General features: G+C 61.1%; 10 protein-coding genes and 1 pseudogene. 10 read left to right on the forward strand and 1 reads right to left on the reverse strand.

Annotation, left to right across the window (positions count from 1 at the left end; all coding sequences use genetic code 11):
- Nucleotides 1-27: 27 nt before the first annotated feature.
- Nucleotides 28-870, reverse strand: coding sequence for a trehalose-phosphatase (gene otsB, locus T424_RS0104285; protein ID WP_051558782.1), 843 nt, complete (start codon nucleotides 868-870; stop codon nucleotides 28-30).
- 246 nt (nucleotides 871-1,116) lie between these two features.
- Between otsB and thiD the strand changes: the two genes are divergently transcribed.
- The 10 genes and pseudogenes from thiD to T424_RS23170 form a co-directional block, all read left to right on the forward strand.
- The gene (gene thiD, locus T424_RS0104290; RefSeq protein WP_037066627.1) at nucleotides 1,117-1,956 is read left to right on the forward strand and encodes a bifunctional hydroxymethylpyrimidine kinase/phosphomethylpyrimidine kinase; all 840 of its coding nucleotides are present in this window, start codon (nucleotides 1,117-1,119) and stop codon (nucleotides 1,954-1,956) included.
- Between the two features lie 230 nt (nucleotides 1,957-2,186).
- On the forward strand, nucleotides 2,187-3,062 hold the full coding sequence (locus T424_RS0104295) for a GNAT family N-acetyltransferase (protein ID WP_027486627.1): 876 nt from the start codon (nucleotides 2,187-2,189) through the stop codon (nucleotides 3,060-3,062).
- A 185-nt stretch (nucleotides 3,063-3,247) separates the two neighbouring features.
- Complete coding sequence (mutS, locus tag T424_RS0104300) at nucleotides 3,248-5,896, forward strand: DNA mismatch repair protein MutS (protein WP_154664811.1); 2,649 nt, start codon at nucleotides 3,248-3,250, stop codon at nucleotides 5,894-5,896.
- A 109-nt stretch (nucleotides 5,897-6,005) separates the two neighbouring features.
- A complete protein-coding gene (locus T424_RS0104305) occupies nucleotides 6,006-8,795 on the forward strand; it encodes a [protein-PII] uridylyltransferase (RefSeq protein ID WP_027486629.1) in 2,790 nt (929 codons plus the stop codon).
- Nucleotide 8,796: 1 nt separating this feature from the next.
- A complete protein-coding gene (murJ, locus tag T424_RS0104310) occupies nucleotides 8,797-10,362 on the forward strand; it encodes a murein biosynthesis integral membrane protein MurJ (protein ID WP_027486630.1) in 1,566 nt (521 codons plus the stop codon).
- 110 nt (nucleotides 10,363-10,472) lie between these two features.
- Nucleotides 10,473-11,537, forward strand: coding sequence for a tryptophan--tRNA ligase (gene trpS, locus T424_RS0104315; RefSeq protein WP_027486631.1), 1,065 nt, complete (start codon nucleotides 10,473-10,475; stop codon nucleotides 11,535-11,537).
- A gap of 69 nt (nucleotides 11,538-11,606) precedes the next feature.
- Nucleotides 11,607-12,098, forward strand: coding sequence for a universal stress protein (locus T424_RS0104320; RefSeq protein ID WP_027486632.1), 492 nt, complete (start codon nucleotides 11,607-11,609; stop codon nucleotides 12,096-12,098).
- A gap of 123 nt (nucleotides 12,099-12,221) precedes the next feature.
- Nucleotides 12,222-12,785: a NifU family protein gene (locus T424_RS0104325; protein ID WP_027486633.1), complete on the forward strand. Its 564-nt coding sequence runs from the start codon at nucleotides 12,222-12,224 to the stop codon at nucleotides 12,783-12,785.
- Nucleotides 12,786-12,792: 7 nt separating this feature from the next.
- Entirely contained in the window at nucleotides 12,793-13,446 is a 654-nt protein-coding gene (gene tsaB / locus T424_RS0104330) for a tRNA (adenosine(37)-N6)-threonylcarbamoyltransferase complex dimerization subunit type 1 TsaB (RefSeq protein ID WP_027486634.1), read from the forward strand.
- Between the two features lie 126 nt (nucleotides 13,447-13,572).
- Nucleotides 13,573-13,677, forward strand: a pseudogene (locus T424_RS23170) (tRNA (adenosine(37)-N6)-threonylcarbamoyltransferase complex dimerization subunit type 1 TsaB); the annotation flags it as partial.
- Between the last annotated feature and the right edge of the window lie 3 nt (nucleotides 13,678-13,680).

The following is a 13,680-nucleotide window of genomic DNA, read 5'->3' on the forward strand; positions in this document are numbered from 1 at the left end:
CGTATTTGCGCACGAAAAGCCGTGGCCTCAGCCATTCGGTGGCGGATTGGCCGAGGTGGCTGCAAAAACAAGCCTGCGCACGGCCTGCGGGTCGGCAAGCCTGTGGGTGGCGCGGGTTTCTCGCTCGCCCTTGCTGCCGATATGAACCGAGATGCCGCCTTTGCGGTTGACCGCATCGAACATGGCTTCGTCCGTCAGGTCGTCGCCAAAGGCGATCGGAACCCGCCCAAGGAACGGCTCCATGGCAAGAAAAGCATCGACGGCGCTGCCCTTGCTGGCGCCTGCCGGGCGGATTTCCATCACCATCTTGCCAGCTTGCAGGGCGTAACGCTTGCCGCATCTGGCAAGAACATCGTTCATCAGCTTTTCCAGCTCATCGGCAAGCGCTGGCGCATGGCGGTAATGGGCGGCAATGGCCGCACCTTTATCTTCGATCAGAATGCCGGGAAGCTCTTCTGCCATGTGCTGCAAATAAGCCTTTGCGTCGAGGAATGCCGCCGTCGGCTCCGCCCGTGTCAGGTTCTGCAAGGCATCCCGCCGCTCGGCGCCGTGCAGGCCCGCAAGCGGAAAACGAAAGGGCGCAAAGAGCTGGTCTGCGAAATCCATGCCGCGCCCCGTCACCAGCGCAAGCGCGCCTCCCAGCATGTCTTGCAGCTTTGCCAGCGCTTCGGGAAGTCCGTGCGGCACGATGATCTCGTCCGGCTTGCCGGCAATGTCGAGCAATGTGCCGTCAATGTCGAAAAATACGGCATAGGCGGCTGGATGACTTCTGATCAGGGCAGGAATCCGCGCTTCGAAGCCGCCATCGCAAAAGGCAGATGGGGAAGGTTCGGAGGCATGGGGCACTGGGGCCTGTAACACTGAAGTCATGCTGCAATACTCCTTTGATATGGCTCCCTCCCGGCCTTTGCGTGCGGGGACCGTTGGTCCCTGGTCGTGAGGGCGGCTCAACGGGCGGCCTGCGGCAGGGGCTGTCCGGAGAGGAATTGAAACGCAAACATCGTTTGAATGCCTGAAGGCAGTTTCCGGTTCCATTCCTGATGCGGGAAGGTTAGCTTCGCGCCGATCCGATGCGCCTTCGCAACCGGCTAAAACAGCAGCGACAGGATGAAATCCATGCAAGATCCTATCCCCGGCCAGATTGCCAATGTGCTGTCGATTGCAGGATCCGACCCATCCGGCGGGGCCGGAATCCAGGCCGATCTCAAGACATTTGCGGCATGTGCAACCTTCGGCATGGCGGCGATCACGGCACTGACGGCGCAAAATACCCGCGGCGTCAGTGCCGTCATGGCGCTTGAGCCCTCTTTCGTGCGCGCCCAGATCGAAGCCGTCTTTGCCGATATTCGGGTGGATGCCGTCAAGGTCGGCATGATTGCCAATGCCGGCAGCGCCACGGCGATTGCCGATTGTCTCGATGCGCATCCCGACATTCCCGTCGTGCTCGATCCGGTCATGGTCGCCAAGGGCGGGGCAAGTCTGCTGGAGGCGGAGGCGGTTGGCGTGCTGAAGACCCGCCTTTTGGCGCGGGCAACGCTTGTCACGCCCAATCTGCCGGAGGTCGCCGCACTTCTGGGCGATGACGAGGCCGTCAGCCGTGCCGCAATGGGCAGGCAGGCAGAAGCGCTCATGGCCATGGGCGCACGCGCGGTGCTGGTAAAGGGAGGGCATCTGCCCGGCCCGCAATGCCCCGATCTCTTCGTGGAACGGTCAGCGGCCTTCTGGTTCGAAGGCCAGCGGATCGAAACGGTCAATACGCATGGTACGGGATGTTCGCTTTCCAGCGCCATTGCCGCCGAAATTGCCAAGGGTCAAGCGCTGCGACAGGCGGTCTCGTCGGCCCGGATATGGCTTGGGGGAGCGATCCGGACAGGCGGGGCGCTTTCGGTCGGTTCCGGCCATGGCCCGATCCACCATTTTCATGCCCTCTGGTCGAGGCACGCGGGGCATGATTGACCCCGCCGCCTGTAGGGGCGCAGGCGGGCGAAGGGGGGGCTTGCGCGGCAGAAGCGTCATTTTGGAGAAAAAATCTGGCAATGCCCCTTGCCCTCTGTTGATTCGGCGCAATTTATGCAAGACTTAGGTCCTAATTTCGCCAGAAATCGCGCTCGATAGCATTAGGTGTCAACGTCTTGTCGCACAGACATGCTTTAGACGCTTCAGGTTTAACGGAATCGGACCTTGCCATGGCACTCGACCTTTTGGATCGCTCCTCCTCTTTCGACGGTTCAGCAGCCCTTGGCGGCGGCAATGAAACGGGTTCGGATGTGTTCGGCCGCATCGGCTCGCTTGAAACCCGTCTGGCGCGCAACAGCCGCGAGATCGAGGCGGCGCAGTCGGTGCGCTACCGGGTATTCGTCGAGGAAATGAACGCTGTTCTGCCGCAGGAGGCCATGCAGGCAAGGCGCGATTTCGACGCCTATGATGCTATTTGCGATCATCTCCTGGTGGTGGATAACGCCATCGAAGGCGACCCGGAAGACCAGATCGTCGGCACCTACCGCCTGCTGCGGCAGGAAGTGGCCATGGCCAATGGCGGCTTCTACTCTGCCGGGGAATTCGATATTGCGCCGCTTCTGGCCCGCCACCCCGACAAGCAATTCATGGAGCTTGGCCGCTCCTGCGTGCTGCCAGCCTACCGCACCAAGCGCACGGTCGAACTGTTGTGGCAGGGCAACTGGGCTTATTCGCTGAAGCACAATATGGGCGCCATGTTCGGCTGCGCTTCCTTCCCCGGCATCCAGCCCGAAGAACATGCGCTGGCCCTGTCTTTCCTGGTGCAGAATGCCGAGGCCAAGGGCGAGTGGGCTGTGTCGGCCTGGCCGGAACTGGCCTGCTCCATGGATCTCGTGCCTTCGGAAGCGGTCAATCCGCGCAAGGCGCTCAATGCTCTGCCGCCGCTGATCAAGGGCTATCTCAGGCTTGGCGCCATGGTCGGGTCCGGTGCCGTGGTGGATCAGGCCTTCAACACCACCGATGTGCTGATCGTGCTGCCGATTGCCAGCATTTCCGACCGCTATCGCAATCACTACGGCGCGGATGCGGGGCGTTTTTCAAGCTGAGCATGTTGTGGAGGGGGTGATCGTGTCGGGGAAAGGGCGTTGCGGTTGCCGCTTTGCCCCAATACTGTCCATGCAGTTTCCCCGGACATGATGCAGGCCCCGTGACCACCGACAGCACTGAAAAACTGGATGTTCTGAATGCCGCCCATCTGACGTCGGAGGAAAGCCGCGCCTCCGCAACGCCGATGATGGAACAGTTCATCGAAATCAAGGCGAATAATCCCGGTTCGCTGCTGTTTTATCGCATGGGCGATTTCTACGAGCTGTTCTTCGAGGATGCCATCGAAGCCTCGCGGGCGCTCGGCATCACGCTGACGCGGCGCGGCCAGCATATGGGGCAGGATATTCCCATGTGCGGGGTGCCGGTCCATGCGGCGGATGATTACCTGCAAAAGCTCATTGCACTTGGCTACCGCGTGGCCGTCTGCGAACAGGTTGAGGATCCGGCGGAGGCGAAGAAGCGCGGCTCGAAATCCGTGGTCAAGCGTGACGTGGTGCGCCTTGTCACCCCCGGCACGCTGACGGAGGAAAAGCTGCTGTCGCCGGGCGAGACCAATTATCTCATGGCGCTGGCGCGCGTGCGCGGCGGCGCGCAGGAACTGGCGCTGGCCTGGATCGATATTTCCACCGGCGTCTTCCGGCTGGCCGAAACCACGCCCACACGCCTTCTTGCCGATATTTTCCGCATTGAGCCGCGCGAGGTGATCGTGCCGGATAATCTCATGCAGGATGCAGAGTTGAAGCCGGTTTTCGACGTGCTGGGCCGCCTGGTCGTGCCCCAGCCTGCGGTCCTGTTCGACAGCGCCTCGGCGGAGGGTCGCATTACACGCTATTTCGGCGTGCAGACACTGGATGGTTTCGGGGGCTTTTCGCGCCCTGAAATGGCGGCGGCATCGGCGGCCATTGCCTATGTGGAAAAAACGCAGATTTCCGAGCGTCCGCCGCTTGGCCTGCCGGAGCGGCAATCCTCCGCCTCCACCCTGTTTATCGATGCGGCCACCCGCGCCAATCTGGAACTGGTCAAAACGCTTTCCGGCCAGCGGGAGGGCTCGTTGCTCAATGCCATGGACCGCACCGTCACCGGCGGCGGCGCAAGGTTGCTGGCCGAGCGGCTGATGTCGCCGCTCACCGATCCGCAGGAGATTGCCACCCGGCAGGATGCCGTCGCCTGGTTGCTCAGCGACAATTTTCTGACCGATCAGTTGCGCAACCTCCTGAAAGGCGCGCCCGACATGCCGCGGGCTCTATCGCGCCTTGCGCTCGACCGCGGCGGCCCGCGGGATCTTGCCGCCATTCGTCAGGGGTTGATCACCTCCGCCGAGGTGGCCGGGCGGATGCGCGGCACGGTGCTGCCGGATGAGCTTTCCGCCGCACTGACCGATCTCGAACATCTGCCGCCGTCGCTTGAATATTTACTGTCCTCCATGCTGGCGGATGACCTGCCGCTGCTCAAGCGCGATGGCGGTTTCCTGAAGGAGGGGGCCGATGAGGCTCTGGACGAGGTGCGCGCCCTGCGCGACGAGTCCCGACGGGTGATTGCCTCGCTGCAATTGCAATATTGCGAGGAAACCGGCGTCAAGTCACTGAAGATCAAGCATAACAACGTGCTGGGCTACTTCATCGAGGTTTCGGCGGGCAATGCCGGTCCCTTGACCGAAGGGGAAGCTCGGGCGCGCTTCATCCATCGCCAATCCATGGCCAATGCCATGCGTTTCACCACCACCGAACTGGCCGATCTTGAAAGCCGCATCGCCAATGCGGCAGGGCAGGCGCTGGAGATCGAGCTTGCCGCTTTTGAACGTATGCGCCTTGCCGTGACGGAGGCGGTGGAGCCGATCAAGAAGGCAGCTCGTGCCCTGGCCGTGCTGGACGTGGCGGCAGGGCTGGCAACGCTTGCAGAGGAGCAGGGCTATTGCCGCCCGCTGGTCGATGATGGCCATGCTTTTGCCATCGTCGCGGGCCGCCATCCGGTGGTGGAGCAGGTGTTGCGGAAAAAGGCGGAAAGTCCTTTTATCGCCAATGATTGCGATCTTTCGCCGAATGGCGGCAAAAACGGGGCGATCTGGATGCTGACCGGCCCCAACATGGGCGGTAAGTCCACCTTTCTGCGCCAGAATGCGCTGATTGCCATCATGGCGCAGATGGGCTCCTTCGTGCCGGCGGGTTCGGCCCGTATCGGGGTGGTGGACCGGCTGTTTTCCCGCGTCGGCGCTTCCGACGATCTGGCGCGCGGGCGCTCCACTTTCATGGTGGAGATGGTGGAGACGGCGGCCATCCTCAATCAGGCGACGGAAAAATCGCTGGTGATTCTCGACGAGATCGGACGGGGAACGGCCACTTTCGACGGACTTTCCATTGCCTGGGCGACGGTAGAGCATCTGCATGAGGTCAACCGTTGCCGGTCGCTCTTCGCCACCCATTTCCACGAATTGACGGCGCTGTCGGAAAAGCTGGCGCGCCTGTCCAATGTGACCATGAAGGTCAAGGAATGGCAGGGCGAGGTGATCTTCCTGCATGAGGTCGGTCCCGGAGCGGCGGACCGTTCCTATGGCATTCAGGTGGCGCGTCTGGCCGGGCTTCCGGCCGCCGTGGTCGATCGTGCCCGCGATGTGCTGCATCAACTGGAGGATGCCGACCGTAAAAACCCGGCGAGCCAGTTGATCGACGATCTGCCGCTCTTTCAGGTGGCGGTGCGGCGCGAGCAGAAAGTCGGGACTTTGGCCACCGGTTCTGCCATCGAAGAAGCGCTTCGGGCGCTCGATGTCGATGACCTCACGCCGCGCCAGGCTCTCGAAGCGCTTTATGACCTCAAGAAACAGCTTGGCAAGACTTGAGTGATAAGCCTTGAAGGGAGACCGTTTCCCTTCCGAAGGAAAATCGGCTAACACGCTTTTGCGTTAACCATGCCATGTCTTCATGGTGGCGGCGAGAGAATGGACGATCATGGCTGACATCGAAATTTCCGCACCGGTTTTTCCCGACTTCGACGCGCTGGAGCAGGAATGCCTTGCCATTGCCGAGCGTGAGGCGAGGGTTCCGGACATGCGGGCGGCACTCTTGCCTGTTTTGAAAAAAGCCAGCTCCGATGGCCGTGACGCAGCCCGCAGGCTTCTTTATGCCGATGGCGGCGGGGTCAAATGCGCCGAGCGCATTGCCGAGGTTCAGGACAGGCTGATTTCTCTGACCCACCGGATTGTCCTGAAAGCGGTCTATCCGCAGACCGCGACCGAATTCGCCGTGGTGGCTGTCGGAGGATATGGCCGCAAGACACTGGCGCCCGGTTCCGACATCGATCTTCTGTTCCTGTTGTCGGCCAGGGCTGGCGCGGATGCGCGCAAGGCGGTTGAATTTCTTCTCTACATTCTCTGGGATCTGGGCTTCAAGGTCGGACATGCCACCCGTACGGTAGAGGAATGCATCAAGCTTGCCCGGACCGACATGACGATCCGCACGGCCATTCTGGAAACCCGCTATGTCTGCGGCGAGAAGCCTTTGGTGGCCGATCTCCTCAAGCGGTTCGAGATCGAGGTTGTCGAAAAGACGGCGCCTGAATTCATAGCCGCCAAGCTTGCCGAACGCGACGAGCGTCACAGGAAGGCGGGCGATACCCGCTATCTCGTCGAACCCAATGTCAAGGAAGGCAAGGGCGGCCTTCGCGATCTGCATACACTGTTCTGGATCGCCAAGTATTATTATCACATCGCCGACCCGGCGGAGCTCGTAAAGCTTGGCGTTCTTTCCCGCCAGGAATGGCGGATGTTTCAGAAATCCGAGGATTTTCTGTGGGCGGTGCGCTGCCACATGCATTTCGTCACCGGCAAGCCGGAGGAAAGGCTGTCTTTCGACATCCAGCCGGAAATCGCCGCCAATCTGGGCTATCAGCCCCGTCCCGGTCTCTCGTCCGTGGAACGCTTCATGAAGCATTATTTCCACGTCGCCAAGAATGTGGGCGATCTCACGCGGATCATCTGCGCGACGCTGGAAGAAAAGCAGGCCAAGGCCGCGCCGGGGCTGACGGGTGTGATCGGCCGCTTTGCCAACCGCCCGCGACGCATTCCCGGCACGCCGCAATTCATTGAGGATCGCGGCCGCATCGCCCTTGCCGATCCCGAGGCTTTCAGCCGCGATCCGCTCAATATCATGCGCTTCTTCCATGTTGCGGATCTGCACGGGCTGGAATTGCATCCCGATGCGTTGAAGGCCCTCACGCGCTCCTTGCCGCTGATCAACCATGAATTCCGCGAAAACGAAGAGGCTAACCGTCTGTTTCTCTCCGTGCTGACCTCGCGGCGCGATCCGGCGCTGATGTTGACGCGGATGAACGAGGCGGGCGTGCTTGGCCGGTTCATTCCCGAATTCGGCAAAATCGTTTCGATGATGCAGTTCAACATGTATCACCACTATACAGTGGACGAGCATCTCATTCGCTCCGTCGCGGTGCTTTCGGAAATCGAGCAGGGCAAGGTGGAGGATATTCATCCGCTTACCGTCAAGCTCATGCCCCTGATCGAGGAGCGGACCGCGCTTTTTGTCGCCGTGCTGTTGCATGACGTGGCCAAGGGCCGTCAGGAGGATCATTCCATCGCCGGCGCGCGCGTGGCGCGCAAGCTGTGCCCGAGACTTGGCCTGAACGAGAAGCAGACAGAAATGGTGGTCTGGCTGATCGACCAGCATCTCACCATGTCGATGGTGGCCCAGACCCGCGACCTGCATGACCGCAAGACCATCACCGATTTTGCCGACAAGGTGCAGTCGCTGGACAGGTTGCGCATGTTGCTGGTGCTGACGGTCTGCGATATTCGCGCTGTCGGCCCCGGCGTGTGGAACGGGTGGAAGGGGCAATTGCTGCGAACGCTCTATTACGAGACCGAGCTGCTTTTGTCCGGCGGCTTTTCCGCCAGCCCCCGCAAGGAGCGGGCGCGCCACGCTGCCGAGCAATTGCAGGCCGCGCTGTCCGACTGGAGCCAGAAGGATCAGAAGACCTATGCCAAGCTGCATTACCAGCCCTATCTGCTGACCGTGCCCCTGGAAGATCAGGTGCGCCACGCCCACTTCATCCGTCAGGCCGACAAGGCCGGACAGGCGCTTTCCACCATGGTGCGCACGCATTCCTTTCACGCCATCACGGAAATCACCGTGCTGGCGCCGGATCATCCGCGTCTTCTCTCCATCATCACCGGCGCCTGCGCGGCCGCCGGGGCCAACATCGCCGATGCCCAGATTTTCACCACGTCCGACGGCCGCGCGCTGGACACGATCCTGATCAATCGTGAATTCCCCGTGGACGAGGACGAGATGCGCCGGGGCAGCACCATTGGCAAGATGATCGAAGACGTGCTTTCCGGACGCAAGCGGCTGCCGGAGGTTATCGCGACACGGGCAAAGTCCAGGAAGAAAAACAAGACCTTCACCGTCAAGCCGCATGTGACGATCGCCAACAGCCTGTCCAACAAGTTCACGGTTATCGAAATTGAATGCCTTGATCGCATTGGTCTTCTGGCAGAGGTCACGGCGGCCCTGGCGGATCTTTCGCTCGATATTCACTCGGCCCGAATCACCACCTTTGGTGAAAAGGTCATCGACACCTTTTACGTCACCGATCTTGTGGGGCAGAAAATTACCAATGAAAACAGACAGGCCGGCATTTCGTCCCGTCTCAAGGATGTGATGAGCGAGGCGTCCGACGAGGTGGCGTCCGAACCTGTCCGCCTGCCGAGGAAGGCCCGCGCCTGAGATGTCGCTCATCAAGAAATTCATGACCGTGGGAGCGGCCACTCTCGGCAGCCGCATTTTCGGCTTCGCGCGCGAAACGCTGATGGCGGCAGCGCTGGGCACGGGGCCGATGGCGGATGTTTTCTATGCCGCCTTCCGCTTCCCCAATCTCTTCCGGCGCCTTTTTGCCGAAGGGGCCTTCAATGCCGCTTTCGTGCCGCTGTTTTCCAAGGAAATCGAGGCGCATGGCATGGATGGGGCCAAGCGCTTCTCGGAGGAGGTCTTCGGGGTTCTGTTTTCTGTCCTGCTGCTGATCACCATCGTCATGGAGCTTTCCATGCCGCTTCTGGTGCGCTTCATCATCGCGCCGGGCTTTGCCGATGATGCCGACAAGTTCGAGTTGACCGTGCGGCTTGCGGCGGTGATGTTTCCCTATCTCATGTGCATGTCGCTGACAGCCATGCTGTCGGGAATGCTCAATTCGCTGCATCACTTCTTTGCCGCGGCGGTGGCGCCGATCTTCCTCAATCTGGTGATGATCGCTGCGCTCTTCTATGCGCTCTATACCGGGGCAGAGCCTGTGCAGACCGCCTGGTATCTCTCCTGGTCGGTGCTGGTGGCGGGCCTGTTGCAGATGCTGGTCGTCTATCTCGGCGTGCGCCATGCGGGAATGCGCATCGGCTTCAAGTGGCCGAAAATCACGCCGAATGTGAGGCGCCTTCTTGTTCTGGCTGTTCCCGCCGCCATTACCGGCGGCGTCACGCAGATCAATCTCGTCATCGGCCAGGCCATCGCCTCGGGCAAGGAAGGGGCGATTGCCGCCCTGCAATATGCCGACCGGATCTATCAACTGCCGCTTGGCGTCGTCGGCGTGGCCGTCGGCGTCGTACTTTTGCCGGAACTGGCGCGGGCGCTGAAAGGCGGCAATGCGGACGAAGCCAGCGCGATCCAGAACCGATCCATCGAATTCGTGCTGTTTCTGACGCTGCCGGCTGCCGTGGGGCTCTTTGTGCTGTCGGATGATATTATCCGCGTATTATATGAACGCGGCGCCTTCACCGCCGAAAATACGGCCATCGTTGGCGGTATTCTGGCATGGTACGGGCTGGGTCTTCCGGGCTTCGTGATGATCAAGGCCTTGCAGCCAGGCTTTTATGCGCGCGAGGATACCCGCTCGCCGATGCGCTATACAGGCGTGTCAGTGGCGGTCAACTCGCTGCTTTCGATCGCGCTCTTTCCTTTCCTGTTCGAGCGCGGCATTGCGATCGCCGAAGCCGTGGCCGGGCTTTTGAACACCCTCCAGCTTGGCACGACGCTGGTGAGAAGAGGCCATCTGAAGCCTGACTGGCCGCTGATTTCCAGGGCCTTGCGCCTTCTCGTCTCTGCGCTTTGCATGGGCGGCGTGCTTCTGGCAATCGGCCCGGCCTTCGCCCCCTATCTGGCCAGCGGTGCGCCCTTTCTGCACAAGGTGGCAGCGCTTTTTGCCGAAATCGGCATTGCCATGCTGGTCTATTTCGGGCTCGCCTTCGCCATTGGCGGCATCGGTCTTGCCATGCTGCGGAAAAACCTGCGGCGCCGGGCAAAATAATGCCGCTGCAAAGCAAAAGCATCGCTTGATTGGCATCATGGCCCCGTGCATAAGCGCGGGCATCACAAACCCTGAGGTATCAGGCCCTCCACAAGCCTGTTGAGGTTCATATGAGCGAATTCAAGCCACTGGTCTTCTCCGGCGTGCAGCCGACCGGCAATCTCCATCTCGGCAACTATCTCGGAGCGATCCGGAAATTCGTCGCCTTGCAGGACAATAATGACTGCATGTACTGCGTCGTTGACCTCCACGCACTGACCGCGCAGCTCGTGCACGAGGATATGCGCGGCCAGATCCGTTCGATCACCGCCGCCTTCCTTGCCGCCGGCATCGACCCGAAGCGGCATATCGTCTTCAACCAGAGCCAGGTGCCGCAACATGCCGAACTGGCCTGGATTTTCAATTGCGTGGCGCGCATCGGCTGGATGAACCGCATGACGCAGTTCAAGGACAAGGCAGGCAAGGATCGCGAGCAGGCCTCGCTTGGTCTTTATGCCTATCCGAGCCTGATGGCCGCCGACATTCTCGTCTACCGCGCTACCCATGTGCCGGTCGGCGAAGACCAGAAGCAGCATCTCGAGCTGACCCGCGACATCGCCATGAAGTTCAACATGGACTTCATGGAAAAGATCCGTCCCACCGGGCTTGGCGTGGACATCACCGTTGGCGATGAGCCGGTCCATGCCTATTTCCCCATGGTGGAGCCGCTGATCGACGGTCCGGCGCCGCGCGTCATGAGCCTGAAGGATGGCTCCAAGAAAATGTCCAAGTCGGATCCGTCCGACCTGTCGCGCATCAACCTGATGGATGATTCCGAGGCCATTTCCAGAAAGATCCGCAAGGCCAAGACTGACCCGGATGCCTTGCCGAGCGAAGTGGATGGACTGAAGTGCCGTCCGGAGGCGGATAATCTCGTGGGTATTTTCGCAGCCCTTGCCGACAAGACGAAAGCCGAGGTTCTGACCGAATTCGGCGGGCAGCAGTTCTCCGTCTTCAAGCCTGCGCTGGTGGAGCTTGCGGTGGAGGTTCTCGCGCCGATCAATGCCGAGATGCGCCGCCTGATGGACGATCCCGGCCATATCGACGCCGTGCTGCGCGATGGTGGCGAAAGGGCGCGCGCACGCGCCGAGAAAACCATGACGGAAATACGCGACATTATCGGCTTCGTGCGATAAGTTCAGCGCCGGGAGAGACGGTCTTGCCGCATCTCCCGGTTGGTGACACGAGGCAAAACGGGGCTTTTCATGGTTTCAAAGCGTCTTTCGCGTCTTGAAGGGCATCGACGGAAATTTCTGGCGGTGATCGACGATACGCCGGAATGCTCGCGCGCGGTGCATTATGCAGGCCGTCGCGCCAAGAACTCCAATGGCGGGCTCGTGCTGCTTTATGTCATCCCGGATGGGGATTTCCAGCAATGGCTGGGCGTGGAAGAGATCATGCGTGCCGAGGCCCGCGACGAGGCCGAGGCCATCATGGCGAAATCCGCCCAGACCGTTCGCGAGACGATCGGCATCGAGCCCGAAATCGTCATTCGCGAAGGGGCGGCGGCAAGCCAGATTCATACGCTGATCGAGGAAGACCGCGACATTGCCATTCTGGTGCTGGCGGCAGGTTCGGCCAAGGAAGGGCCGGGGCCCCTGGTTTCGATGATTGCCGGGCGCACCGCTGCCTTCCCCATTCCCGTCACGGTGCTGCCGGATAATCTCGGCGATGAAGAGATCGACGCGCTTTGCTGAGGCTTGTTGCACCATGCTTGCTGCAAGGCCTCGCCCGGAACTTCGCCCTTGAAGCCTGACCGTAAAACTCTTATTTTGGAAGAATTCTAAAAATGCGGAGGGTTCTTCCGCAAGGAGCCTGAAATGTTCATTCAAACGGAAGCCACCCCCAATCCCGCCACGCTGAAATTCCTGCCGGGCAAGGTGGTGCTGGACAATGGAACGGCGGAGTTTCGTGACCGCGAACAGGCTGCCGCCTCGCCGCTGGCGGAACGGCTCTTCGCCATTCCCGGTGTGACGGGCGTGTTCTTCGGTTATGATTTCGTGACCGTCACCAAGGACGGTGTGGAATGGCCGCATCTGAAACCCGCCATTCTCGGCACGATCATGGAGCATTTCATGAGCGGCGCGCCGATCATGGGCTCGGCGAAAACCGCCGAAGCGGGTGATCTGGATGGCGAATTCTTCGATGAGGGCGATGAGACAATCGTGGCGACCATCAAGGAGTTGCTTGAAACCCGCGTGCGGCCTGCCGTGGCGCAGGATGGCGGCGACATCACGTTCAAGGGCTTCCGTGACGGTACGGTTTATCTGAACATGAAGGGCTCCTGTGCGGGTTGCCCGTCTTCCACCGCCACGCTGAAGCACGGCGTTCAAAACCTTCTCAAGCATTTCGTGCCGGAAGTGCAGGAAGTGGAAGCGGTCTGATCCCGTCATGATTCTCCTTGCCATCGACACGGCGGGGGCCGATTGTGCCGCCGCTCTATACTGTTCATCGTCTCAAACCCTGCTGGCCTCTACATCGGAGCGGATCGGACGCGGCCATGCCGAACGGCTGATGGGGATGATCGATGACGTGCTTGCAGCGGCGGGCAAGGACATGCAGGACATAGGGCGCATTGCCGTCGTCATCGGACCGGGTTCCTTCACGGGCATCCGCGTCGGTCTGGCCGCCGCCCGTGGGCTGGCGCTTGCGCTTTCGGTGGACATTGTCGGCGTAACGACCCTTGCGGCGATTGCTGCCGCTCATCAGGCGGAAAAGGGGCCGCAGCCGGTGATTGCCGCCATGGATGCCAAGCGTGACGAGGTCTATGTCCAGTCCTTCGGCGCGGATGGCGCAGCCCTTGATGCGGCGGCGATGATCTCGCACGACGAATTGCGAACCATGGTGGCCGAAACGGGCTTTGGCGTCGCAGGCTCAGGCCGGACAATCATCGGCCTCGACGGGCCGGAGGACGGGGATTGCTTCCCGCTGATCCAGATTTGCCGTCTTGGTGCGGCGGCTCCCGTTTCGGGCAAGCCGAAGCCGCTTTATCTGCGCGGACCCGATGCCAAGCCGCAGACGGGTTATGCCGTCGCGAGAGCCTGATCAATGATCGACACCCTCTTTTCCTGGAAAGTGGCCGAAACGGGCTTTGGCGTCGCAGGCTCAGGCCGGACAATCATCGGCCTCGACGGGCCGGAGGACGGGGATTGCTTCCCGCTGATCCAGATTTGCCGTCTTGGTGCGGCGGCTCCCGTTTCGGGCAAGCCGAAGCCGCTTTATCTGCGCGGACCCGATGCCAAGCCGCAGACGGGTTATGCCGTCGCGAGAGCCTGATCA

The sequence above is a fragment of the Allorhizobium undicola ORS 992 = ATCC 700741 genome, from assembly GCF_000621665.1.
Classification (GTDB): domain Bacteria; phylum Pseudomonadota; class Alphaproteobacteria; order Rhizobiales; family Rhizobiaceae; genus Allorhizobium; species Allorhizobium undicola.